The organism is Granulicella sp. S156 (assembly GCF_009766105.1).
GTDB lineage: Bacteria > Acidobacteriota > Terriglobia > Terriglobales > Acidobacteriaceae > Granulicella.
In genome coordinates this window covers 274,346-299,369 of record NZ_LMUH01000013.1, presented here as the reverse complement: position 1 = coordinate 299,369, position 25,024 = coordinate 274,346, and the positions used below count along the sequence as shown (strand labels likewise).

The 25,024-nt window shown below is 56.4% G+C and carries 23 protein-coding genes; 10 read left to right on the top strand and 13 right to left on the bottom strand.

The features are described from left to right. Nucleotides 1-80: 80 nt before the first annotated feature. The 9 genes from GSQ91_RS11215 to GSQ91_RS26235 form a co-directional block, all read right to left on the bottom strand. A complete protein-coding gene (locus GSQ91_RS11215) occupies nucleotides 81-1,571 on the bottom strand; it encodes a cellulase family glycosylhydrolase (protein ID WP_158821638.1) in 1,491 nt (496 codons plus the stop codon). 120 nt (nucleotides 1,572-1,691) lie between these two features. Beyond that, nucleotides 1,692-2,441 carry a DUF899 domain-containing protein gene (locus GSQ91_RS11210; RefSeq protein ID WP_158821637.1) on the bottom strand — a complete coding sequence of 250 codons (750 nt, stop codon included), beginning with the start codon at nucleotides 2,439-2,441 and terminating at the stop codon, nucleotides 1,692-1,694. Between the two features lie 289 nt (nucleotides 2,442-2,730). Further along, complete coding sequence (locus GSQ91_RS11205) at nucleotides 2,731-3,249, bottom strand: DinB family protein (protein WP_158821636.1); 519 nt, start codon at nucleotides 3,247-3,249, stop codon at nucleotides 2,731-2,733. Nucleotides 3,250-3,295: 46 nt separating this feature from the next. Then, on the bottom strand, nucleotides 3,296-3,751 hold the full coding sequence (locus GSQ91_RS11200; protein ID WP_158821635.1) for an SRPBCC domain-containing protein: 456 nt from the start codon (nucleotides 3,749-3,751) through the stop codon (nucleotides 3,296-3,298). Further along, complete coding sequence (locus GSQ91_RS11195; RefSeq protein ID WP_158821634.1) at nucleotides 3,748-4,125, bottom strand: helix-turn-helix transcriptional regulator; 378 nt, start codon at nucleotides 4,123-4,125, stop codon at nucleotides 3,748-3,750. Before GSQ91_RS11195 ends, GSQ91_RS11200 begins: the two co-directional genes overlap by 4 nt. A 160-nt stretch (nucleotides 4,126-4,285) precedes the next feature. Continuing rightward, complete coding sequence (locus tag GSQ91_RS11190; protein WP_158821633.1) at nucleotides 4,286-5,218, bottom strand: SDR family oxidoreductase; 933 nt, start codon at nucleotides 5,216-5,218, stop codon at nucleotides 4,286-4,288. Nucleotides 5,219-5,355: 137 nt separating this feature from the next. After that, a complete protein-coding gene (locus tag GSQ91_RS11185) occupies nucleotides 5,356-5,994 on the bottom strand; it encodes an RDD family protein (protein ID WP_158821632.1) in 639 nt (212 codons plus the stop codon). 72 nt (nucleotides 5,995-6,066) lie between these two features. Further along, nucleotides 6,067-6,519: a DUF1569 domain-containing protein gene (locus tag GSQ91_RS11180; RefSeq protein ID WP_158821631.1), complete on the bottom strand. Its 453-nt coding sequence runs from the start codon at nucleotides 6,517-6,519 to the stop codon at nucleotides 6,067-6,069. 15 nt (nucleotides 6,520-6,534) lie between these two features. After that, nucleotides 6,535-6,636, bottom strand: a complete 102-nt coding sequence (locus tag GSQ91_RS26235) for a VOC family protein (RefSeq protein WP_371417105.1) — start codon at nucleotides 6,634-6,636, stop codon at nucleotides 6,535-6,537. Between the two features lie 117 nt (nucleotides 6,637-6,753). On the opposite strand from GSQ91_RS26235, the gene GSQ91_RS11170 reads away from it, so the two are divergent. Continuing rightward, complete coding sequence (locus GSQ91_RS11170) at nucleotides 6,754-7,413, top strand: TetR/AcrR family transcriptional regulator (RefSeq protein ID WP_158821630.1); 660 nt, start codon at nucleotides 6,754-6,756, stop codon at nucleotides 7,411-7,413. A gap of 16 nt (nucleotides 7,414-7,429) precedes the next feature. On the opposite strand, the gene GSQ91_RS11165 is transcribed toward GSQ91_RS11170, so the two are convergent. Then, the gene (locus tag GSQ91_RS11165) at nucleotides 7,430-8,722 is read right to left on the bottom strand and encodes a YncE family protein (protein ID WP_158821629.1); all 1,293 of its coding nucleotides are present in this window, start codon (nucleotides 8,720-8,722) and stop codon (nucleotides 7,430-7,432) included. A gap of 206 nt (nucleotides 8,723-8,928) precedes the next feature. Between GSQ91_RS11165 and GSQ91_RS11160 the strand changes: the two genes are divergently transcribed. After that, nucleotides 8,929-9,294 carry a PadR family transcriptional regulator gene (locus GSQ91_RS11160; RefSeq protein ID WP_158821628.1) on the top strand — a complete coding sequence of 122 codons (366 nt, stop codon included), beginning with the start codon at nucleotides 8,929-8,931 and terminating at the stop codon, nucleotides 9,292-9,294. Between the two features lie 26 nt (nucleotides 9,295-9,320). Continuing rightward, nucleotides 9,321-12,047: an ABC transporter permease gene (locus GSQ91_RS11155; protein ID WP_158821627.1), complete on the top strand. Its 2,727-nt coding sequence runs from the start codon at nucleotides 9,321-9,323 to the stop codon at nucleotides 12,045-12,047. A gap of 47 nt (nucleotides 12,048-12,094) precedes the next feature. Here the strand turns inward: GSQ91_RS11155 and GSQ91_RS11150 are convergent, their stop codons facing one another. Continuing rightward, nucleotides 12,095-12,958, bottom strand: coding sequence for an SDR family oxidoreductase (locus GSQ91_RS11150; RefSeq protein WP_158821626.1), 864 nt, complete (start codon nucleotides 12,956-12,958; stop codon nucleotides 12,095-12,097). Nucleotides 12,959-13,157: 199 nt separating this feature from the next. Here GSQ91_RS11150 and GSQ91_RS11145 point away from each other — a divergent pair, with 199 nt between their 5' ends. The 6 genes from GSQ91_RS11145 (at nucleotide 13,158) to GSQ91_RS11120 (ending at nucleotide 21,741) form a co-directional block, all read left to right on the top strand. Further along, nucleotides 13,158-14,111, top strand: coding sequence for a LysR family transcriptional regulator (locus GSQ91_RS11145; RefSeq protein ID WP_158821625.1), 954 nt, complete (start codon nucleotides 13,158-13,160; stop codon nucleotides 14,109-14,111). 105 nt (nucleotides 14,112-14,216) lie between these two features. After that, a complete protein-coding gene (locus GSQ91_RS11140; protein WP_158822183.1) occupies nucleotides 14,217-15,029 on the top strand; it encodes an ABC transporter ATP-binding protein in 813 nt (270 codons plus the stop codon). Next, nucleotides 15,017-16,747, top strand: coding sequence for a hypothetical protein (locus GSQ91_RS11135; protein WP_158821624.1), 1,731 nt, complete (start codon nucleotides 15,017-15,019; stop codon nucleotides 16,745-16,747). Before GSQ91_RS11140 ends, GSQ91_RS11135 begins: the two co-directional genes overlap by 13 nt. A gap of 399 nt (nucleotides 16,748-17,146) precedes the next feature. Continuing rightward, nucleotides 17,147-18,484, top strand: coding sequence for a flagellin lysine-N-methylase (fliB, locus tag GSQ91_RS11130; protein WP_158821623.1), 1,338 nt, complete (start codon nucleotides 17,147-17,149; stop codon nucleotides 18,482-18,484). Between the two features lie 307 nt (nucleotides 18,485-18,791). After that, the gene (locus GSQ91_RS11125) at nucleotides 18,792-19,385 is read left to right on the top strand and encodes a tetratricopeptide repeat protein (protein ID WP_158821622.1); all 594 of its coding nucleotides are present in this window, start codon (nucleotides 18,792-18,794) and stop codon (nucleotides 19,383-19,385) included. A 439-nt stretch (nucleotides 19,386-19,824) separates the two neighbouring features. After that, complete coding sequence (locus GSQ91_RS11120; protein ID WP_158821621.1) at nucleotides 19,825-21,741, top strand: serine hydrolase; 1,917 nt, start codon at nucleotides 19,825-19,827, stop codon at nucleotides 21,739-21,741. Nucleotide 21,742: 1 nt separating this feature from the next. Here the strand turns inward: GSQ91_RS11120 and GSQ91_RS11115 are convergent, their stop codons facing one another. Continuing rightward, nucleotides 21,743-22,459, bottom strand: a complete 717-nt coding sequence (locus tag GSQ91_RS11115) for an oxidoreductase (protein WP_216845179.1) — start codon at nucleotides 22,457-22,459, stop codon at nucleotides 21,743-21,745. A gap of 62 nt (nucleotides 22,460-22,521) precedes the next feature. Further along, nucleotides 22,522-23,418 (bottom strand): peptidoglycan editing factor PgeF, encoded by an 897-nt coding sequence (pgeF, locus tag GSQ91_RS11110; protein WP_158821620.1) that lies wholly within the window; start codon nucleotides 23,416-23,418, stop codon nucleotides 22,522-22,524. Nucleotides 23,419-24,096: 678 nt separating this feature from the next. On the opposite strand from pgeF, the gene aroD reads away from it, so the two are divergent. After that, nucleotides 24,097-25,024: type I 3-dehydroquinate dehydratase (aroD, locus tag GSQ91_RS11105; protein WP_158821619.1), on the top strand; the 928-nt coding region annotated here is incomplete at its 3' end.

Below are 25,024 nucleotides of genomic sequence, written 5' to 3'. Positions count from 1 at the left end.
CGAAGCGCGTTCACGATGGCTTCATCGTTAGCATCAATACATCCTTTACTACAGCTTGTTATCAATACATCCTTTACAGGTCAGCGAGACTGAGAGGGTGGACTCGGTATGCCATCGGCATTCCATGCAGTGACACGGTAACTAACACCGAAGAATCCAGGGTGTGGATCGGCCCAGGGATCGTCGCTGTCCGTGGCACACTTGTCGCAGACGACCATCCACTGTTTTGAAGTTGGATCCAGACGCTCTACAGAATAGCGGACAGCGCCAGCGGAGCCACGCCACGCGATCAAGCCTCCGAAGACGGTCGACGTGATGACCGGTGATGGTGGAATAGCGTGCCTGGGAACAGGAATTCCGGACATCGCGAAGGCATGGGTACGAAGCTGTTGCGCGCGGGCCGCCATATCTTCAGCTGTATTGACCAGAGTCTTGACGCCGGGATAGTAGAGCGCCCACCATTCGCCGCACTCGCCTTTTTCAGCGAACACGGGATCTTTGGAGTCAGCGGGAATCGGCTGGAAGCCGAAGTTGTCGAGATGAGCCTGCAGTGCCCAAAAGCCGTCGCCGGAGATGTTGGGGTCGTGGGCGAGAGTATCGAGGACGTGCTGGAAGTCATCCGTAGTCTTCCAGTCGGTGCGGTCCCATCCGAATTCATTCACGATGAATACCTTGCCATGAGCGGTGACGGTAGCCGCATCGTGGGTGAATGTTTCAGCAGTAGTGGGTGGTGCGCCCTTGTTGAGAGCAAAGTCCCAGTGTGGGTAAAACTCGAAGGTGACGAGGTCCGTGCTGGGGTTCTCAATAACTTTCGGGTAAGCGCGGAAGATGCCGGTAGTGTCGAGATAGAGGTGGTGCGGATCGACCTGCTTGATATGAGCGCCGATGGTTTCGGACCATGCGGCAACCTGGGTGAGAGCGGTTTGGTCGCCTCCTGTGAGGAGAGTGACGATGCCGCACATGTTGCAGTTCTCCCAGGCCATAATCGTGGGGTCATCACGGTAGCGAACGCCCGTGATCGTGTTCACGTGGTTGAGAACAGCGTCGATGTGATGCTCGTAGGCGGCGATGATCGCCGGATCGGTGAAAAAGTCCTGTGGGTTCTGCTTTCCATTCCAGGCGAGATACTGACCAAGACCGCCGCCTGCGCAGGTGGCGCAGTCTCCGACGAGAGGAATGATCAGGCGCATGTTGTGCTTTGCAGCCGTGGCGATGGCGTAATCGGAGGCCTGAAAAGCAATCTCGTTAAACTTGCCCTGTTCGGGCTCGATACAAAGCGGACAGCCAACCGTGTCGCCGATGGTCTGGGCACGTACTACCCTGGCGCCCATCTCGGCAGCGGTGGCGAAGGCATCGTCGATTTCGAAGTGGCTGGGGAAACGGGGTCCCGCTGGATCGTGAGGGCCGTAGCCTTCGAGACCAAGCCACTCGATGTTGGGGCCGCTATAGCGGAAGGGTGCACCGCTCAGCGTAAGGTGGCTCCCCGTGCGCTGAACAAAGTCCTGAGCATCTACTGAGACCGAGAGAGCAAGCATTGCGGCGAGGGGAAGAAGAGACTTGAGGCTGTGCATTCGTTCTCCGAGGCTTACAGAGTGTGCTGAACCACCGCCAGAATTGTAAGGGATGGCTTTATGCGTTGGCCTCCCTTGTATTTGTCCGTTTCTCCACCCTGCACTCACCGTGAAAATGCTTTAGTCCTTCAGCCTCAGCGTCACCAGAGCGTTGTCGGACACTTCGACCCATTTGGGGTCGGGCGATGCGCTGGAGCCGTATTCATCGTGCCAGTTCCACCACTTGTATGGAGCAGTTTGGGGATAGCCTGCGGGCGAGTCCTCCCAGTCCTCCTGGCGACCGAGCGCGGTTATGTCGAGATAGCTCCAGACGCTCCCCATTGCTTCGTCGCCGCGGTTGTTGATGAAGTAAGTGCGGAAGATCTTGTCGCCATCGCGGATGAACGCGTTGGTGCCGTGCCATTCGTCGACATCGAAGTCAGTGTCGAAGCTGTCCGTTATGGTGTACCAGGGCATCTTCCAATCCATGCGCGCTTTCAGACGCTCGATGTCCGGCTGTGGCGCGCGCGAGGCGTAGGCGAGAGTGGTGTCGCGGGCGTTCAGATGGGATAGATGAGAGAGCTGGTCGGCACCCAGGGAACAACCGCGGCAGGCATGGTCGGGCCAGCCGAACACTCCGGGTTCAAAGAAGGCACGGTAGACGATGAGCTGGCGGCGGCCTTCGAACAGGTCGAGCAGGCTCGCTTTGCCTTTGGGACCCTCGAACTCGTATTGCTTCTCTACGGCCAGCCACGGCATCCGCCGACGCTCAGCGGCCAGGGCGTCGCGCTCGCGGGTGAAGTGTTTCTCCTTGGCCAATAAGTTCGTGCGAGCCGCAAGCCACTCCTCTCGCGACACTATCTGTGGTTTCTCAATCATGTTCGATGACATCTTGATCTCTCCTTGGATATGCGTTGGGGACTACTTCAGCTGCTCTGTTGTTTTTCATGCCGAATTTCCTGATTACGATTGCAGCGAATCCTCCTGTAGAGGTCGCGCTCCCGGCGATCAGCGCTGCGGTTGCTATGCACATCGGACACATGGGCTTCTCCTCCCTTGCGGCTCGTGATTGCAATACGGGCTGTTGTCAGCCGACCTTAGCTTGCCTGCGAACGCGTTCATGCAGGTTGGTGGTCACGAGACAATTTAACACCCATCGCGCGATAAATGGGCACAGGGGTTACGCCGGCTGAGGTTCCGGCTGGAGTACTGAACGTTCGTCGGCGCTAGGGCCCCAGCTTGATGGCACAGGAACCTCGAGCAGGCGCAGGTAAACGCAGAACTGGCCGCGGTGCTGGTACCAGTGGTTGAGCATGATATTGCGCAGGAAGACGACACGCGGCATGGCGGCGATCTCCTGACCGTCGGAGACGATGCGCCAGGTCGCGTTCATGGCGGCGTCATCAAAGCCCGGCAGGATCTCGCGCACGGTGGCGATGCTCTTGTCGAAGGCGTCGAGGACCTCCCGCACGGTGGCGGGTTGAGGGAATTGGAAGTCTGACGGCGGGACTTGGTTCTTCTGAGCGCCGCGGACGACTCCTCCGGGCACGAGGGCGAGGTGGTATGCCAGTTGCCCAGCGGTCAGGGACCTCGGGTGAGGCTTCCAGGTGAGCTTGTTGTCGGGAAGGCGCTCCAGGAACTTCCGCGTGATGGGAGCCTGAGCTTCAAATTCTGTGAGTAGGGATTGTGCAATGAGCATGGGATTCTCCTTTGGAGTTTGTGTCCTTAGCAGGTCACCAAAGCCGCTATTTACGCGAGGCCTCGGCTTGCCTGCGAACGCGTTCGTGCATCGAGGTCCAGCCTTTGTCCATCCCTGCCTTCTGCTCCTCGGGAACGACGCCGAGCGCGGCGTGCCGAAAGGAGATTAGCGTTCCGCCATCGGCTTCACTCAGCCGATATTGCACGTTGGAGACGAACGGGAAAGAGGCGAACAAGGGGCCGACGAATTCTAGCAGCGTGGGCCGCTTGATGGCTTTCACATGGGCCCAGAAATGCCCTTCGCCCTCGCCGAGGTCGCGGTACCACCTTCCACCGGGCCATGGCTCGATCTTCATGTTGAGCGATTTGCCGTCGGGTGTCTCGTTGCCAGGACCCAGTTGCTCGAGCAGTGCGGCAAAGGTTACATCCAGGGGCGCCTGGACGTGGATCTCCTGATTAATAGTCAGGAGCAGGTTTTCGAGGGTCTGTTCGGTAGCAATCATTGTTTCTCCTTAAGGTTCGGGGTTGGGAAATTCGAAGCTGTTGAACTCTGGCGGACCGTCGCTTCCGCAAGTTCCTTCACGCGATTCAACTGGTGCTGCCAATAACGCTCGAAGGTTGCGGCCCACTCGTGAAGAGGGCGTATCGCTTCGGCATTGGTCCGGTACAGCTTTTGGCGGCCCTGGCAGCGCATCCGAACTAGTCCCACATTGCGCAGCACGCGCAGGTGCTTGGAGACGGAAGGCTGCTCCAGACCGAGGGCTGCCACAATCTCTCCAACTGGGCGTTCGGCTCCCGCGAGATAGCTCAAAATCTCCCTCCGGCGGGGTTCAGCAACCGCGTTGAAGGCATCCGATGTGGTGCTTGCTCTTGCCATGACGGAACATTACATGCCGATATGGGAATATGTCAAGGGAGGTTTAGCCTGCCTCCGGACAAGGCTAAGTAGCGCACTTTGCATCCTCATCCCGGGAAGTGGGATAGATCGCACTCTCGGGGCTGCTTTCGTGCGGTTTCTAATCTGCTTTACGCCGCGTTTAGACCTGTCGCAGTTTTTCCGCGAGCTCTCGATATGAGCCTGACAGGATGTCCGTGAGCATATCGACGCCTTTCGGTTTCCATCCCAGTTCTTGAACGGCTTTGCGATTCGACGCGCGGTTCTCGAATTGAACGAACGCCGTCAGGAACTGCCCCCATATGGCCTCCGCCTCTTCTCGATTGACGGAGCGCGTTGGAAGTTTAAGGGCCTCTCCGATGGTTTCAGCCAACTCCCGTAAGGTGACAGTGGTCGATCCAGTGCCGTTGAAGACCTCACCGGCTTTCGCTTTGCTTGCAGCGAGAAGATACAACGTCGCCGCATCGTCCACGTGAACATCCGAGGTGCGCAGATGTCCGTCGTCTACGTAGATGGACTCGCCGGCCTTCGCAGCCGCTTCCATCAACATCGGCACGAAGTAGCTGCCGCCGCGTCCGTAGACGTAAGGAGGCAGACGAATCGCACTCACCCGGACACCCTCTTCGCTCAGGCTCAGGGCATGACGTTCGGAGTGGATGCGGTCTTTCAAGACGAAGGTTTGCGCCAGTGGTGAATCTTCGGACGTCTCACCACCCGCCAGATCTGGATCGACGACCGCCGTGCCGGAGGTGATCACGAACCCCTTCGCTGTTCCGCGTAAAGGCTCGCCCAAGGCATCTACTGCCGCCTTATCGATGCGCAGAATCTCTTCGTAATCCATTCCCCAGTCGTGAATGTAGGCCAGTTGCAACACCGCATCAGCCTGAGCGCTCTGTTGCCGGAGTACGTCCAGGCTAGTCAGTTCTCCACGTACGGGAGTCGCACCCAGGGCTCTCAGCTTTGCATCGCCTTCATCATTCCTCGACAACCCGTGCACAGCGTGGCCTTCGGCGATCGCTCGCTCCGTTACAACGCGGCCGATATACCCGGTCGCACCCGTTATAAATATCCGCATTTGTTCTCCCTCGCTTTGTTCTGCAGAGACGTTTCTCGTTCCTGCTTCCCCTTAAGATGTGAGCGAAGAGCAGACGATGTAACGCGTCCGTCTGGATTTTATTCTCACAATCAGTTGATGGAGAGCGACATACGCTTTTACTCAGGGGCGTTGCGAGTCGCATTGGTGTCGGGTATCAGTGGGTGTTCAAATTTGTGCTGCATGGCTCGGTAGCTGCGTTCGGTGACAACGATGGTTTCGGCGAGGCGATCCTGGGCGCAGCGGCGGTAGGGGTGAATAAAGAACTGGACGAAGCCGAAGCCTCCCTCCAGCGCTGCGGCGCCATAGCCAAGAGCGCGCTCGACGCAGTGCCAGAAGCTAAGGTGCCGGTGCACGAGGGAGACAACACGAATACGCATGATGCGCTTGCCCGGCGTACGTCCTTTGCCCTTCCAGAGAAGGATGCCGAAGTAAAGGATGGGTACGACGATGTCGAAGAACGCTTGAGAGATTTCACTGTGGGAGAACTCTATGAACTCCGGGTCGGTGACCTTGAGGTTGAACGGAGGGCTGGTGATGATTTGCTGGAGGCTGGGCAGGGGATGGCCTTGCGCAGCGCCCACCCCCAACTGGACCGCAAGAAAAGCCAGTGTAACGATGGCCCAGATAACAAGGAACAGTGCAGCGAGGATGCAGCCATCGATCACCAGGGCCAGGGCGCGCTGCTGAAAGCTGGCCAACTCGATGCCATCCAGCTCCAGCAGCCATTCAGTTTCGCGAGCGGAAAAATTGCGCATGGAAAAGTGTAACGTCGAGCGACGGGAATTCTTACTCCAAGCCGTCTCGACAGGTCTTCACTCGGGGCGGTGCTACGCTCCAAATTGCCGAAGATGATGATCCAGATGTTTGTATGCCAGCGACGCCCACTCCAGGGGAGTCATCGGCCCGAAGAAACAGTGCGGATGCGTCGTGCATCCTGAAGGGCCACCCGCTGCGAAGGTGTCCGTCCATTTCAGCAACCGATCCCGCTCCGAGACGAACTCTCGTTCGTCGCTCACGATCAGGCTCTTTTCCGAAGGCATATTACGGCCAATCGGTTCTTCTCCACCCAGCACCTTCGCTTTTGCGACCCGCCCAAAGATGCGTCCGATCAGGCTTCGTGGTGGAGAGTTCAACCCAACAACCATCTCCATCCACGCGGAGCAATGCGCCAGCATCTGGGAGACATTCATCTTTCCCCACTGCGGTTCGCTATCCGGCTTGAGATGCGCCATACGCTCCTGGATCTCGTTCACTGTCACTGCTTCAAAAAGATTTTTCATACGGATAGACCTCTCCTACTTTCCATTGCGCTTTCCGTCGCGGCCGAAATGTTCGGCGTAGAACGTCTTGGCGCGATCCTGATCGAACACAGGAAACTCGGCAAACTGGACATGCATGAATCTTCATTCCTAACGATGCAAATAGGTACTGGACAGTCTAGTACTGTAATTGCGCCGATACTAGACTGTCCAGTACTCTGAGTCAAGAGAATATTTACTCAAAATGGAGGTGGGATGGCGACATCGACGGAAGCAGGCAAACCAGTCCAACGCGTAGAGGAGGGTAACTCTGCCCGAAAGCGCAGGGCGATCCTGGATGCCGCTACCGAGGTGTTTCTGAAAGGCGGCTACATGGGGACGAACATGGATGAGATTGCAGCTCTGTCAGCGGTATCGAAGCAGACTGTTTACAAGCATTTCTCCAGTAAGGAGTCTTTGTTCATCGAGATCGTGACCCGCATGACAGACGCGGCCAGCGAGAGGGTTCACAACAATATCCCGGAACTCTCCGAAGACGCTACCGTCGTTGCCTTTCTTGAGATGTATGCGTACCGACTGCTATCTGTGGTTCTGACGCCGCGACTCATGCAACTACGCCGCCTGGTGATTGGCGAAGCGAGCCGCTTTCCCGAACAGGCAAAGATCGTTTACGAACGTGGGCCGCACCGCGCTAAGTCGGTGACTGCAAAAACACTCGTGGGCCTGGCCGCGCGTGGCCTGCTGGTTATCGATGATCCGATGATTGCAGCCTCTCATTTCAACTGGCTGGTCATGTCTGATCCCTTGAATAAGATCATGTTTTTGGGGGACGACGCGATTCCGAAACCAGCGGCCCTTCGTCGTCATGCTGCTGAAGTGGTGCGAGTCTTCCTCGCAGCCTACGGGAAAAAATGATCGAAGACCGTGACGGTTACTTTGAAGCTTCAAATTTCCTGGACTCCACTCGCATCATGCGAGGCTCAGACGGTTTTGTTCCTGGCTTGATATTCCCGTGGTCATCGGTGACGTCCCAGCCGGAGTTGGCAATGTAGTAGAAGTCCTTGCCAACGACCACTCCGTGGGTCGGATCGCCGAGCGTATCCGTGGATCGTTCGAGAATCGTTTCGCCTGTAATTTCCGAGAGTGTTGAGTCTAGCGTGAAGACGATCACGCGTTCGGGAGAGGTGCCATTTTGTACGGCGATTAATCTTCCATGATCGAAGTAAAGACCGTCGATGCCGTTGAGAGCGAATCGCCCTCCTGTTGAAAGCCACTGCACGTGTCTGGTTGCGAGCTCCACAACAGCAATCCCGCGTTCATAATCAGGGACAAAGATATGCTCCCCGTCCGGATGCATCGCTGGAGTCTGAGGGGAGATGAAATCTCCGCCGTCGAGACGCTCCAGAGTGGAGCTCTTCGCTGGCAATCGGTATACGCCGCCTCCATCTCCGTCGCTCACAACAACATCGCCATTCGCCATCAGCGCCATATCGCCCAGGGCGCTGCTGCGTGGGCCTTCGATACGCCGCAGCAACCTACCGTCTTTCAGGTCGTAGCAGAGTAACGCTGACCTTCCCCAGTCCGATTCGCGTGCCAAACTAAAGCCTTGCATCGCAACTTCCGTTGCCCACACCAGTCCGCGTGAGCGGTCGATCTTGATCGCCATCATGGGCCAGTTGTCGGGAGCACTCGCAAAATCACCGCTGACTCCGCCACCCTTCATAGCAATGATCTTCTTCTGGCGCAAGCTTGTAACAAGAAACCGATGACCACTCGGATCGTAATCCACATCTTCGGCTAGCAGGTTAGATTCAGGCAGTAGAAACGCGGTTGATCCCAGTGAGATCGGAGTGCGGTTCGTCTGCATTCCACGCTGTATCGTTGCAAATTCTGCCTTATCGCGGAGCGGGGCAAACTCCGCGGATCGCTCCGGCAGATCGCTGGACTGCCCCATGCGGACGAACTGATCCAATTCGCGAAACGCTGCCTTGAAATCTGCCACATGCACATTAGCACGAGCAACTTCCAACAGCGAGTCCGGATCCTCATTGAGCAACTGTTTCAATTCATTGGCTGCGATGAGATTCGACTGCCAATCCTTAGCAGTACGGGACTGCTTAAGCTTTGCCTGCACGCTCTGGAATCTCGCCACCGCAGAATCGGTTGGTTCTGCGGTTAACGATGTCGCCACAATGAGCAGAATGGACGCTGCAAGCAGTCGCATATACGCCTCAGGGTTACGAGTATAGAGCGGTGGGCCATATCTGGGGATATCCCGACGCACAGGATCACGGTAAGTCTTCCGAGGTGCGAATCTCAGGAAACCTCATACCCCCCCTCCAACGGTTTCGAGTTCTGGTCTTGACAGTGAATACAGCTCGGTCTACGCTGGCATAGTTTAACTATGTAAGCTTCGCTGGAGTCTTCTGCATGACCGCAGGCACACCTCGCAACTCGGATTTGGGCGACAGCCGGGATGAGATTCCGCCCGGCACCCTTTACCTGCTCATCCTCAAAACCCTTGCGGTCCGGGGCAAACTCCACGGTTACGAGATCGCCGACAATATTCAGCGCAGCACCGACGATATTCTCCAGGTGGAAGAAGGCTCGCTCTACCCTGCCCTGCAGCGCATGTTGATCAAAGGCTGGGTGACCGCCGAGTGGGGCATTACCTCCGGCAATCGCCGTGCCCGTTATTACACGCTCACTACTGCTGGCCGCAAGCAGTTGCGCCTTGAAGTCTCCCAGTTCGAACGTGTCATGGGCGCCATCACCCGCGTTATCCAAACGGTCTAATCTCACGCGTTACGAGAGGAGCTCCTATGAGCCTGCCTGGTGAATGGCTACGACGACTGCAAATGCTCTTCCACCGCCGCCAATTCCGCAGCGATCTGGAAGAAGAGATGCGCCTCCATATGGAGCTTCGCCAGGAGCAGCAGATCGAAATCGGGCTGTCTCCTGAAGCAGCCTTCTCCGCCGCTCATCGCAAGTTCGGTAACACCACTCGCATCCAGGAGAACAGCTACATGACATGGGGATGGGAATGGTTGGAAAGCTTTGCCCAGGATATTGCCTATGGCACCCGCGCCATGCTGCGGAGCCCCGCACTCACGGTGGTCGCGCTGGTCTCGCTGGCGCTGGGCATCGGCGCTAACACCGCCATCTTCAGCCTGCTGGACGCGGTGATGCTCCGGTCTCTGCCGGTTAGGGAACCCCAGCAGCTGATCCTTCTCGGACACGGCGAGGATAATGGCAACAGCGACGACCGCGGCCAAACCGATCTCTACTCGTACCCCTTCTATCGCCAGCTGCAACAAAGAAACGCCGTCTTTTCCTACACCGCTGCGGTCTTCAGCGTGTTGAATGCAGTGCACGGAACAGTGGAGGGCCGGACCGAAGCCGAGCCCATGAACGTCCAGTTGGTCTCCGGAACTTACTTCCCAACCCTCGGTGTGCAGGCTCCAATCGGCCGACTACTTAACGATGCCGACGACAACAGCGAAGGCGACCATCCTGTAGCCGTCGTGAGCCAGGCTTGGTGGAAGCGCAGCCTCGCCAAAGATCCTGCGGTCCTTGACCGCAAGCTGAAGATCGGTTCGACGATCTTCAGCATCGTTGGCGTCGCTCCTGCCGAATTCTTCGGCACCGAAGTGGGCAAAGCGCCCGATATCTGGATTCCGCTATCGATGGCGCAAGCCGTTCCTCCCGGCTGGAAGGGATACAAAGATAACTTTTCGGAAGCCCTCTACCTCATGGGCCGGCTCAAACCCGGCGTCACAACCGCGCAAGCCACCAGTAACGTCAACCTGCTTTACCAGCAGATCATTCGCAGCTTTCCAGATGCCAATCTCGATCAGAGAAACCTGGAGAAACTCAGCAAAGCCCGCGTTCCCCTGACCCCGATGGCCAATGGGCTGTCGTCACTTCGCCGTGAATTTTCTGAGCCACTGCAAATCCTCATGGGGGTCGTGGCACTGGTCCTGCTGATCGCCTGCGCTAACATCGCCAATCTGCTTCTCGCCCGATCTACCACGCGCGCACGGGAACTAGCTGTCCGCCAGGCGCTCGGAGCTCGCCGCACCCGCATCATCCGCCAGCTTCTCACCGAGAGCTTGCTACTCGCTCTTGTCGGCGGCGCGCTTGGCGTAGCCCTGGCCTCCGTTGCCAATCGCCTTCTATTGCGTATGGTCTCCGGTGGACTCGACACCATCCCTCTCGATGTCTCCCTCAACACCCGGCTGCTGCTTTTCACGTTAGCAGTGACTATCGCAACGGCACTGGTCTTCGGCACCGTCCCGGCCTTTCGCTCCACGCGGCTGGAACTCACAAGCACCTTGAAGGCCGGCCGCAGCTCTCAGGGCACGGGCGGAAAGAACCCACTGGCCCGGGCACTCGTCGTCTCGCAGGTATCCCTCTCGCTGGTTCTGCTGGTCGGCGCGGGGCTGTTCCTGCACAGCCTCGTCAATCTCAATAACGTAGACCTTGGATTCAACAAAGAAAATGTACTGCGCCTGCAAATCGACTCAACTTCAGCAGGATATAGCGGCGACACGGACTCCGTCAGAGAACTCAACCTCTATCATCAGATCGAAGACCGCGTCAGTTCCCTTCCCGGCGTAAAGGCCGCCAGCTTTTCACTCTTCACCTTTCACGAAGGCAGCTGGAACAACAACGTGATCGTTCCCGGCATGAACGTTGACCAAAACATCGACGTCAAGCACAACATCATCAGCGATGGCTACTTCGCCACCATGCAGATACCCCTGATTGCGGGCCGCAACTTCGGTCCACAGGACACGGCGACCTCGCAGCATGTAGCCATCATCAGCGAGCGTATGGCAAAGACGATGTTCCCTTCCGGCAGCCCCATCGGCCACCACTACTACATTCACGATGTCAGCCCAGAGAATGAACGCGTCGTGGTCGGCGTCGTCAAAGACGTAAAGTTTGGCGATCTGACCGAAGCCCCAGAGACCCTCGACTACTATCCCCACACTCAGTACGCCTGGGACCTAGGTGACTTCGAGGTCCGCTATGCAGGCAGCTTCACCGCGATCTCAACAACCGTTCAGCAAGCCATCCACTCGATTGACCGCAACCTTCCCATCGCCGACGTCACAACGCTCGACGAACAGATCGCACGCTCCATCACCAACCAGCGTCTCGTCAGCCAACTCTCCGCCTTCTTCGGTCTGCTGGCCGTCTTCCTCTCCTGCATCGGCATCTACGGCCTTATGTCCTACGTAGTTAGCAGCCGTACTCAGGAGATCGGTATCCGTATGGCTCTGGGCGCGGCGCGGTTCGACACAGGCTGGCTTGTTATGCGCGAGATCGTCCTGCTGGTGACCATAGGCATCGTTATCGGAGTCCCGATTACCCTCATGGGAACTCGCTTGGTCGCAAATATGCTCTATGGATTCCAGGGCACAGACCTGGCCAGCCTTGCCAGCGCCGTCATACTCCTGCTGGTCGTAGCAGTGTTTGCAGGCTACTTTCCGGCACGCCGCGCTTCCAGAGTTGATCCAATGGTTGCGCTCCGCTATGAATGATCCATTTCCGAGTCAAACTTTTGAAGTGAGTGAGTTGTTGGAGCAGCTCAGGCCTTCCAAATCGCTGCGGTTTCCGCAACGAAGTCTTCATAGCTACGTGGAGCATGGCCAAGGAGCTTTGTAATGCGAGCGACCTCTGTCTCGGTCGACCCGAATCCACGATCGAAGTAGCCCTGGAACATCATGCGAAGATCGTAGGCTGTCCATCCAGCGGCTCTCGCACGCATCTGTTCTTCCCACTGGTCGAAGTTATGGCCCGTGTACTTGATCTCCTTACCCAGCAGCTTGCTCCAGATCGCTGCATTGCCAGGACCGGTGATCGTCGACGGCCCGACCAGATCGTAGGTCTGCCCCTCGTGCCCATCTTCTGTCAGAGAAATCGCAGCCACTTCCGCGATGTCCCGCACATCCACTGCAGCGATTCCCGCTGTGCCGATAGGCATGGGATAAACACCAGGACCCGTGAGCGCGCCCTTCAGGGTCGCATCGTTTTGAATATAGTAGCCAGGCCGCAGAATGGTGTACGGAACGCCAAACTCGCGCAAGGCACTCTCAACGGCCAGCTTCGACGCAAAGTGCGGGACGTCGCGGAATTGATCTACTTTGAAGACGGACAGATAGGTCACATGCTTCAGCCCCACCCGCTTCGCGATGCCGTAGGCAATCAACGCCTGCGTCAACTCGTCGGTAACGACTGCGTTGAGCAGGAAGAGTTTGTCGACTCCCAGCATCGCTTGTTCCACCGACACCGGGTCGAGCAGATCTCCGATGGCCACCTCCACACCAGCTGGCAGCTTGCCTGCTTCCGGCTGCTTGCGAGCCAGCACGCGAACCTCTGCGCCCCGTTTGAGCAGTTCGCGTACCACTGCACCGCCTACATTGCCTGTTCCACCTGTCACTAGGATCTTCATTTCGGTCTCCTTTACTTTCCTGTTAGCGCTTCGTCGCGGCTATCCAGGTTCGTAATAGAAGACGCTGGTCGAGGGCAGGTCGAAGCATTCATATGAGCAACTCTGAGTTGCTATAGCGCAATACTGAATTAGGCTCAAACCTGCGGGCGGCCCTTATCTGCCCCAAGACCGCCCATCCGCTTCGTCGACAGGAGTTGCCGTGGAGATACCCGACCTCAACGATGTCCGCACCTTTGTCCTGATCGCCCAGGCAGGCACCCTGACAGCCGCAGCCAGGGAACTGAACCTGCCGACTTCGACGGTAAGCCGGTCGCTGACTCGGCTCGAACAGCATCTGGATGTCTTGCTGGTGCAGCGAAGTCCACGAGGGCTTGTCCTCACCGACTTCGGCAAGGAGTATCTGCAAACGTGCAGGCAAGCGTTACGCACCCTGAGAGACGGAGGCGAGTTGCTGGAGAGCCGTCGCGAACGGCCAAGCGGCCTCATTAAAGTAGCCTGCCCCGTAACTATGGCGCGCAACATCTTCGCGCCTTTGCTCAAAAAGTTCTTTGAGCGCTACCCGGATCTTCGCGTCGAGATCGAGCCCTACGCCTCCGGATGGGATCAGGAGCCGCGGGAGGATGTCGACGTCTTCTTCAAGCTACGGGCACCTCGTGACTCCCTGCGCCGCGTGCGTCCCTATCCAGGCACGAAGCGAGGACTCTTCGCCAGTCCCGATTACCTCTCGGCCTTCGGCACTCCAGCTACTCCGGATGAACTCACGTCACACACCTGCATTGGTTCCGGCATCTGGAAGTTGAGCCGAGGCTCAAAGCTGGCTGCACCGAATATAGTTTTTCGGGTTGTTACCAGCGATCCCCTGGTGCATCTGAAGCTGGCGACCAGCGGACTCGGAATTGCCAGCCTGCCCTTGTACATGGCCAAACGCCCCGACACGCGCCATCAACTCGTGCCCGTATTGCCTCTCTGGAGTCCCGAGCCGATCACCCTGTGCGCACTCTTCTCCGGTTCGGCACGGCTGACTCCTAAAGTTCAGGTACTGCTGGACTTCCTGGGCGAACACATCGGAACGAATCAAGACCCACGGCTTCAGCAGATGCCCGCAAAGGGGTTCTTTACAGACCCTACGCTTGCAGCGACATCCGGTCCCTAATAACCATAGGTGCGGACATCGGCGATGTTTCGATTGGAGCCATGATGTCCCGGCGCGATTAGAAATCTGCTGACAAATAGAGCCATGCCGTACACTCAAACGCATATGGCTCCCGCGATTGCCGCTCACGCTCTCACCCGCAGCTTTGACGGAGGATTCACTGCCGTCGACCACATCGATCTGGCTGTTGAGCCAGGACAGTTCTTCGGCTTTCTCGGGCCCAACGGCGCGGGTAAGTCGACGACCATCAAGATGCTCACCGGGCTGCTGGCCCCGACCTCGGGCAGCATCCAGGTCCTCGGCCAGGACTTGCTGAACAATCCGGTAGAGGTCAAGCGCCACATCGGTGTTGTGCCCGAGGGCATGGCGCTCTTTGGCAAGCTCACCGCTACGGAATACCTGCACTTCGTCGGCCGCATGTACGGGCTCGATCGACAGGTGACACAGCAACGAACTACAGAGCTCCTGGAGTTTATGGGCCTGGCCGACGAGCGGAAGAAGCTTCTCTCCGACTACTCGCACGGCATGGGCAAGAAGCTTGCGCTGGCTGCCGCCGTCATCCACGGACCGAAGGTGTTGTTTCTCGACGAGCCGTTCGAAGGCGTCGATGCCATCGCAGCCGGGACACTCAAGAATATGCTGCAAGGCATGATCGCCCGCGGCGCAACCATCTTCCTCACGTCGCATGTGCTGGAGATCGTCGAGCGGCTCTGCTCCCACATCGCCATCATCCACAAAGGGCACATCGTCGCCAACGGCTCGCTGGACGAGTTGCGCGCCGGGGTTCAGGCCCGCCTCGCACCAGGCGAGCAGACAGACTCGAACGCTCGCCTCACCCTTGAGCAGATCTTCCTCAATATCGTCGGCGGGGAGTCGGGCATCACGCATCCCGAGCAGGAGCTGCAATGGCTGGGGTAGGCCTCTCTCCCAACAACGGATCTTGGACTGCCGCGCAAACGCGTGCGCAGTTTGCCGCTATCGCCCGCCTGCGCTGGCGTATGACCGTCAACTCCTTCCGCCGCAAGGGCGGTGCGGGCGATTTGATCGCTGCCATCATCCTCTATCCCCTCTTTGCGGTATTGGCACTGCTGCCGACCCTCGGCTCGGGAGCCGGCGCGTACTTCTTCGCCTCGCATCACCATCTCGACCGTATCTCGTGGCTGTTGTGGGGAACGTTTGTCCTCTGCCAACTGCTCAACATCAACCTCGGACAGCCCGGCACCATCTTCGACCCGACGCAGCTCATCCGCTTCCCGTTGAACCTGGCCAACTTCGTTGCGATCCGCCTGTTCTTCGGCCTCCTGACGCCAGCCAACATCGTCGGTACAGCCATGAGTTTGGCGATCGCTGTTGGCGTTGTCATCGCGATTCCATCGCTCTGGCTCTACGCACTGCTGTCGCTGGCGGTCTTTGCCGCGGCCAACGTGCTCTTCTCGCGGATGGTGTTCGCGTGGGTCGACCGCTGGCTCTCCACACGCCGCGCCCGCGAGGTCTTCACCGGGCTGATCTTCTTCGCCTCTCTGGGCTTTCAGTACCTGAATGTCACCTTCAACCCGGCCTATAACCACCATCACAGTCACACAAGCGCTCTCTCACAAGAACGTCTGAATGCAGGGTTGAGCTTTTATCACCATGCGCAACCTTTCTTTTCCTCGCTTCCGCCGGGACTGACTGCCTCCTCGCTTATCGCCGCGAATCAGGGACAGCCGCTTGCCTCGCTCGGCTTTACGCTCGGCTGTGCTGCTTTCGCCGCTTTGTTCTTCGCGATCTTCGCTCTGCGTATGCGCACCGAGTTCCGCGGCGAAAATCTGAGTGAACAAGCCAACGCCGTCGCTCGCAAAACGACGCCTTCGGCAAAACAAACATCCCCCGCACTCGCTTCAACCGCAATCGAGCCTGAGCACGGTTTCCTGGGACTCTCTTCCGTAGTTACAACATTACTCGGCAAGGAGCTACTCTACGTCCGCCGCAATACGGGCATCTTCTACAGCCTGGTCGCGCCGGTGGTGATGGTGTTCCTCTTTGCCGGGAGGCTGGCAACACGCGGCAATACCTCCTGGCTGTTCCCGATAGCGGTGTCCTATACGCTGCTGGGCGTTGTGCCGCTCGCGTATAACTCGTTCGGGCTTGAAGCCGCAGGCTCGCAGTTCTACTTCATGGCTCCAGTGAGACTGCGCGATGTGTTCTTCGCCAAAAACCTGGTGAACTTCCTGCTGGCATTCATTGAGATCGTCGCGGTCTTAGCCATCATCACGTACCTCACCGCGATGCCCTCCCTGTTGAATATTGCCAACGCTCTGCTATGGGCCGTTGCGACTCTGCTGTTCAGCACAATTATTGGGAATCGACGTTCCATCACAGCGCCAAAGAAGATCGTAGTCGCCCGCATGGGAGCCGGAAAACAGGCATCTCCTTTGAGCGCGCTGATCAGCATCGGACTCTTGATTGGTTCCGCAGGTGTAGCAGCAGGCTTACTGTTCCTGGCTCACTTCATCGGGATACCGTGGCTGCCATTGCCAGTTTTTGCAGTCCTAGCGGGTGTTGCTGCGTTCGTCTATGAACGCAGCCTGCGCTCCATCGACAGCTTTACACTGGCACATCGCGATGAGCTGTTTGAAGAGCTCTGCAAAAAATAATTACAGAGCGTCTACTTGACGGCATCCACGCTTGACAGAGGACATTATCATGCGTGAGCCGAAGCGGGAAAAGAAGCGTTATCAAACTTTCCTATAATAGGACTTTCCAGGAACCTGTTTTCGGCGTTACGGCATTAATAGATAAAGAGTATTCCAGAACTAATCGCGTATTTAGTCGCGCGAAGTAAGCTTTGGCAAGTGTCGTCAGTTCGCCGTTGGGTGTTCAGCGTGTTCCAGGATGAGCACCGAGGTCGGGACCTTCGCAGGTTGGAGCTTTAGCCCCAGCTGCAGACAGAGAAATCATCCCTACAAAGATGCCAATAAAAATGTTCGAGCGCGATCTTCAATCAATCGTCTGTCTCTTTAGATGCGATTTAATTTATAGAGCGGTCAGGTTGGATGATGGAGATTTCCGAACAGAGCACATGTGCGTCAAATTTCGGTTCATCGGCACATGCGGATTCAGCAAATAGCAGTGTAGATAAGGCCTCTCGTCCAAGCCATCCCACTTACGCCGCTGCGTTTCGGTGCGCTGGACCGAGTTGCGAGGATCCTTGTTGTGGGGATTGGGACATACCTCTCGACAAAAACACTTACGAAAAATACCAACAATTTCCTTCCAAGAAACTTGGCGACACCGTTTCTCAGTTCGTCATCGTCAATCAGACCGACCAGCGAGAACAGCTTTACGGGCAGATACTGCGAACATCATCTGGCTCGTGTCCGTTCTTTGGAGCAGACCACCTATGCGGGATTCAAAAAGAGTATGGCAATCAACTTCTTTCCGCTAGTTGTTCGATCTATCCTCGATCGCTCAGTATTGTCGAGGAACGGCTAGAAGGCGCGTTAAGCCTGTCATGTCCTGAGGCAGCCCGTAATGTACTGCTGACTATGGATTTTATGCATAGCGTTTGCAACATCAATTCGGGAGATTTTCGTACGGATAATTTTTATCGATTGGCTGGCACTCAAGGCAATTCCACGGTGAAGCCTCATAGCATATTTTTGCCAATCCGCAAGATGCTGATCGATTTGGTTATGGATAGATCACGCAAATTGCCCGATCGCTTGCTAATGATTGGGCACCTGTGCAAGAGGCTCAGCGCGATGGATGCCGGGCAGAGTCAGACCACGCTTCTGTCGAATCTTTGCGATCTCGGAGACGCGTCGAAGAATCCTCTGGTTCAAGCTGAAATTAATCGTCTGCCGAATGATCCCCGTTTGAGAGTGGAAACAATATTCGGACTGACTGACATAGTTATGCGACATGAGCCCAGCTCACGTTTTCAAGAAATATTCTCGTCGTTTGTCGCTGGGATTGTTGCACCCGCCGGTTCGTCACGGAGAAGCGATATTGAGACTTTTCTCACAGCTGAACGAGACTATTACTCTCCTTTCTTCGAGGCGTCTCCATTCATCCTTGAGAATTACCTCATCAATTACATCTTCAAGTATCTATTCCCCTATGGAAGATCAGGGAGCGATTCCTTCATTCCACAAGGAATTTTCACTGAATATCTTCAGATGACGACTCAGTTCGCCTGGATGAATGGCCTGCTCATCGGAACTGCGGGACATCACAAGGACGCGTTCAATAACGAACATGTCGTGAAAGTGATCCAGTCGTTCTCGAGGGCTGTCGAGCACGATCCAAATGTACACAGATCGATGCACAGATATATCAGTAGCCACAATCTTCATAGCCTTCTTGGCATGGCGATCATGCTGAAGCACTGATTAGAAGATTTCAATTCCCCCGTTACATTGCAGAGCAGTCAAGGACAACGTGCGCCATCACTAAATGGAGGAAACATGAGGACTGTCGATGAAGCACTGGAGATGGTATATGCCGCTCTGCGAGCCGCGTCTGCGCCTGTGGGAATGAATCAGCGAATTCTGGAAAGATGCGCATCTTGGCGCAGAATCCGTTGCCGTCCACCCAATGCCGATCAGATACGGAAGATTGAGCCCCTTTCGCGTCGAGCGCGCGACTTCAGGTCAAAGCAATAGCGAAGAATTCGCCAGGAAAGGTTTGATAAATCTTATGGGTAAGAAGAATCAGCATCTATGTCCGTGCGGAAGCGGGAAGCGCACGAAGCTGTGCTGCGGAAAAATCGGTCGCACGAACCCGTTGTCGCTGACGCCAAGCAGGAAGCTTGAAATGAGACGAGAGGTCGAGAGACTCGATCGCGCAGGAAGACATCTGGAGGCTTGCGAGATCCTCGTCCAACTGCTTGCGGTGAGCCCAAGAAATCCGTTGATCTGGAATGATCTCGGAATACAGTACGAGGCTTGTGGTCAGACGGAGAAAGCTCTTGATGCATTGCGCCGCGGCCATCTTTGTGACTCCACGTATCCGCCAATTCTCTACAACCTCGGAAAGTTTACGTTTGATAAGTTCATCCGTCTCCACAATGCCAGAAGGCTTTGCGATGCAGAGGGTCAAGAGCTATTGAAAAAGGCAGCCGAGTTTCTGAAGGTCAATCTCGACAGAGACCCAGATAACGCGGATGCACACTACAACCTTGCTCTGATCTATGCCCTGAGCCACAACGAGCACCACGCCCAAGCTCACATGAGACTGGCCCTCAGGATGAGGCAAGACCTACAACTGCCTTTAGGTTGGATTATCAGGTAGAACAGGGCTGTATGTGATCGTGGTTCTCATCTCAAACGGCAACGGGAGAGTTGGGGAAATCATGGGGCGTTTGCAAATGTGCCAGCGGAGCCAGATGCTCTAGCGATGAATCCAGGTCACAGGACTTCTCAAGGTCCCGCAAAACGGAGTTATAGGCAACTCCAAAACCATCTGCTCTTTGGGTTCATAAACCAAAGAGCGGGGCAGAGACTCCAGACAAACGCAAGCCGAAACTCGTCAGATTTCTTGGCAGACGCAGGACGACGACGTCTAGTGCCCCATCGTCACTGCGCTATTGAGCGCTTCGTCGGTTTTGTGTAAGCTGAGAGTTGGTCGAATCATGATTAATCGACCCATAGTTTCCACTTTAATTATAACAAGTTTAATTGTATATCACTCTGTGAGATTCCGCAAGCCAGAAAGATAGGGGTAATAGAACATGAACAAATCCCAGGTGTACATCACGATGCCTGACGCGCCTTTACCTGTTGCTCTGCCGGGTGGCTGGACCGTCGTCCACCAAGGCGGTCCGCTAACCGTCATCGGACCGGAGTCAGATTTAGAGCTGTCGTTTCTCGCACGCCCCGTCGTCGACGACATAGAAGAGTTGATACGGCTTGCGTGGCAGGCGGTAAAGCCGGGGTTCGACGTGCCCGTTCTGCACAAAGTGGAGATGCCGGCAAAAGACGGTTGGGATAGAGAGATTGATATCACATACGACACACCTGAGAGCGAGAGCCGAATCGTACTCGCAATTACTCGCCTGCTTGGCAGCCGTGCCTATATCACTCTTCTCCATGGCACCAGGGATGGCGTCAGCCGGCGGCTGGCGCAATTCTCAGAACTGCACAGTGGCTGGAAGCCCACGGGGCTGAAGGAGCCCAGCCTTGCCGGCATCTCCCCGAAAAAAATCGGCGACGCTGAACGGAACGCCATGAGCAGTTTTGTGGACTGGGCTATGCGGCAGATTGGAATCCCCGATGTAGCCATAGCTGTCGTCCAGGATGGCCAGACTGTCTACGCAGAAGGTTTCGGGGTGTGCAGAGCTGGCGGCCAGGAACGGGTGACGGCTGACACCCGCTTTATGATTGGATCGTCGACGAAGCCGCTGACAACCCTGATGATGGCCCGACTGGTGGATCTGGGGTGTTTCACCTGGGCGACGCCGGTGACCGAAGTGTTACCGGGCTTCGCACTTGCGGATGAGGATGTCACTCGACGTCTGGAGATGCGGCACACGGTGTGCGCCTGCACGGGCATGCCCAGAAGTTGGGATGCCGATCTGATCTTCCGATTTCGTGGCGTTCGCCCTGAGGACCGCATCGCCAAAATGAGACAGATGAGCCCGACGACCGGCTTCGGCGAGACCTTTCAATATTCGAACTACCTTGTCGCTGCGGGCGGCTATGCCGCAGCCCACAGCTACGCCCAGGATCTTTCACTGCAGGATGCCTACGATCGCGCCATGAGGGAACTTGTCTTTGAGCCCCTGGGGATGTCACGCACCTCAATCCTCTGTATGGATTCGCCCCTCGATGCCGCGCCTCACAGCCGCGATCTGCATGGGAACGCCGTTCCCATAGATCCTGTGCTGGAAAAGTTTGCCGACGCTGTCGCTCCGGCTGGATCAGTGTGGTCCAACGTTCTCGACATGGCTCAGTACCTGAAATGTGAGATGCAAGATGGATCGAATGATAGAGGGGAACAGATCATCTCAGCTGAGAATCTGCTGGCGCGGCGTCGTTCCGCCATCAAAATCGATGGGAAGAGCAGCTACGGAATGGGATTGTTCCTGAAGGACCAACAAGGCCTGGTGGAGATTGGCCATGGGGGCAATACGCGTGGCTTTACTGCGGACATGTTCTTCTTGCCGGAGCACCGCATCGGCATGGTGATCCTCACGAACCTCCGCTTTGCCAATCAGTTTCTGTCATCGGTTGGGCAAAAGTTGCTGGAGGTACTCTTCGGAGCGGAGAGCAAGGCCGAAGCCATGGTGACCGGTGAGAAGAAAGCTCTCGACGATGCAACGGAATTCATTCGCCACCGAATCAAGACAGATGCTGGATCCACAGCATGGATTTGCGATTACACCGGCCACTATCTCTCGGAGGCATTGGGGTCTGCGTGTATCTCGCAAATTGGGGAAGAATTTCAAATTGAGTTTGAATCCGGGTTCAGCACTCTCGGCGTAGAGGAGCAATCCAGCAAGAGCCGACAGATTGTCCTCACGACTGCACCGTGGCTGCCAATAACCAAACTTCAACTTACAGACAACCCGAACAAGTTCCTGCTCGACCGCGGCCAAACGAGGTATGAATTCGTCCGAGTTGGAGAGAAGCATCCCCTGAGGCACTGAACTACCTTTGCAATAAATCCTTCATTTCCTTCCAGTGATACACCTTCAATTTATCCGATTGATTGATCGCAGAATTTTTCATAGCTTTGGCGATATCCTCCCCAGCTATTCCCCTGTATCTGTTGATCTTGCCTACTAAGATTGGGTTCATGGCCGACCATATTTTTATGAATGGTTTTTCGAGTGGACGATTCTCTTGCCTGTTTCCCATGATCATGGACGGGCGAAAGATGTGCGTGTGTTCAAAGTCGAGAGCGATGATATCTCGCTCGGTCTCTCCTTTAGTCCTTACATAAGAGATCCGCGAGCGAGGATTTGCACCCACAGCCGTGACCAGAAAAACCGATCTCGCCCCTCTTGCTTTGGCAATCCGAGCCGCTAGAACCGGATAATCATGATCGACCTGGTAGTACTTTTCCTTTTCTGGCGAAGTCGCCCTGGTCGCTCCAAGAGTAATAAATATTTCGTCAGCAGATATCTGTGACTCCAAGGCAGGTAGAGAGCTGTAGTCACCGATCAAAGTGTTTAACTTCGGATGACTAATGCTTAAGCTTTTCCGAACAATGGCTGTTACCTGTTCGTAATCCGGACTATTCAGCAGTTCGTTTAAAAGATGCGAACCTACAAATCCGCTTGCCCCGAAAATAATAGCCTTTTTCATTTCCATAAGCCTTTCAGCACAATGAGGCGGCTGCTCTCGAATTTGTTCTGTCGCCATTGAATCTATCGCCCAGAACTCAATCCGCGCACATACTACCTTTTTCGATTCTGTTCACGCGATCACTTAGCCGCACCAATCACACTTAACATGCGGCCCGTGAAACCGTGCTCACTGCGGTGCGAGAAGTACTTCCTCTTGCCGTTGCGCAGCCGCGTACAGGCCGTGCATTCGCCGACGACGCTGATCTTTTTATCCTTCAGTCCTGCGTCGAGCAACTGCCGCCGGTTAGCTTCAAACAGGTCAGCGTGAATCTGCGGGCCGAGGTTCGAGTGGCCCGGAGCGCGGGCGGTCATAAAGAGCATCGGATACTTCTGGCGTACGGCGTCGGAGTCGTAGCCCTCGGAGAAGAGCTCAGATCCATAGGCGAACTGGCTCTCGAACTCGGACCGCACCTCTTCGCCCACCGCAAAACAGCACGGACCGATCGCTGGACCGATGGCGGCAACAAGATCCTTCGGCCGCGAGCCGTACCGGAGCTGCATCGCTCCGACGCCGCGCTCCACGATCCGCGCCAGCGTTCCTCGCCAGCCCGCATGGAAGGCCGCGACGGCATGGGTACGGGTATCGGCCACCAGGACAGGAACACAGTCCGCAGTCTGCACACCCAATAGAACGTCCTCGACATCGGTCATCAGGCCATCGCCACGCAGGACAGCCTTGCCCTCGGGTGTCGCCAGGGGGCCGTGGTCGGCCTCGACGGTTCGAATCATGCCGCTGTGAAATTGACGGATCGTGGCAAGCGTCATGGGGTTCCCGCCGATGACCGCCCGGGCAAATCTCCGGCGATTCTCCGCAACCGTCTCTGGGGCATCCTCAGGAGTCCAGCCGAGATTCAACTCGCCCTCGCCGTAGGCCACGGAGCCGCCACCCTGCCGCGCACTGAAACCCGCACGCAGCCAGGAAAACTTCTCCCACGCTTCGATCTTCACAACACCGGGCTTCTGGGTTCTTGTCATCTTCACCTACTCATACTCTGCCACGTCGACCGACGACGGTCTCGCCGTCTTGAGCGCAGTCGAATGGAGGCATGACGATAAAACAGACAGGCTGGAGCAGTTCCCGTATTGATGTGGCGTGGGGGGGAATCCCTACGAGTGCTGTTTTTCTTGGGGAAAAACAGCGTACAGACCTGTGGCTCGCTCTACACCTATACGGGAACAGCTCTACCGTCGAGATGACGAAGCAGGATTGGTAGCGGATGAGTTCTGGACTAACCTAAATTTTTGAGCCCCTTAAGAAATCTGGGCCCGCTTTCCGGCGGGCCCGGGAGAGGCATGAGGGGGGAGGGAAAAACTGAGGAATCATTGAGGTGCCCAGAAGGGCAAAGTGGAATCGACTTCGGTGGGACAGATTTGAATTGCCTCTCAGTTACCCGATTAGACGCCACCAGATTCAAAATGGACGCACGGTTTAGTAAATAAATTTTTAGGCCTTTTATAGCCGCCGTCTGGGCGGCCAACAGACTTCTTTTCAATGAGATTTCCGCATTAAGTAGAAACGTCCACAGCTTTCCCACGTCTAATCTGTCTGTCGACGACCGGCGTGCGAGGAATTTTCCACCGCAAGCCGGTCACAATTCCAGCAAAGCCCTTGCATTTGAAAGGTTTCGGCGTTACGATACCGCGATTGCCTGCATGACAACTGCCAACCAAATCGCCTCTCATCTCCTTCGTTCCCGCCTCGGCAAAATCTGCGTTGCCATTACCGGATCGACCCCCGAAGAACTCATCGAAAAGGCCGCTAATGTTCTTAAAGAGACGACCTTTATTGAGTTTCGTCTCGACTATCTGTCTAAACCGCTGGCCGCGTTGCCGCGCCTGAAGGAGTTCCTTGAGGCAAACGGCGCCGCGACGGTAATCGCCACCTGCCGATGTAAAGATAACGGCGGCCGCTTTGAGGGTTCGAATACCGCAGCGCTCGACGTTTTATTGAAAGCCGCCGAGAGTGGCTTCCAGATCGTCGATATCGAGCTCGAATCGATCGAAAAGCTGCCGAAGACGACCATGGCTCACCTGCGCGAAGCCGGGGCTGCGGTCATCATCAGCTACCACGACTTCCACGCGACCAAAGATCTGGATGCCGTCTATAACCGGATCGAGCCCTTTGCTCCCGACTTCATCAAGGTTGTCCCGACGGCTAAATCGCTCTCCGACAACCTGACGCTGATGCGCTTTATGGAGCGCATGGAAGACCGCTCGAACTTCAGCATCGTCGGCATTTGCATGGGCGAGGCTGGCATCATCTCGCGCGTTCTGGGCCTGCGGGCCGGTTCGGCCTTCACCTTTGCCGCAGCCAACGCCGGCGAGGAGACAGCGCCCGGCCAGATTACGGCACGCACGCTCATCGAGGACTACCGCATCGACCAGGTCGACGCCGCGACCAAGGTCTACGGCGTAGCCGGTAATCCGATCCGCTCGTCGCTCTCACCACTGATGATGAATACCGCCTTCCGCCGCGAGACGGTGAATGCGGTCTATCTGGGGTTGCAGGCCACCAAGGTCGACGACCTCTTCAAGCTGGTACGGGAGGTTCCGATTCAGGGACTCAGCGTCACCATGCCCC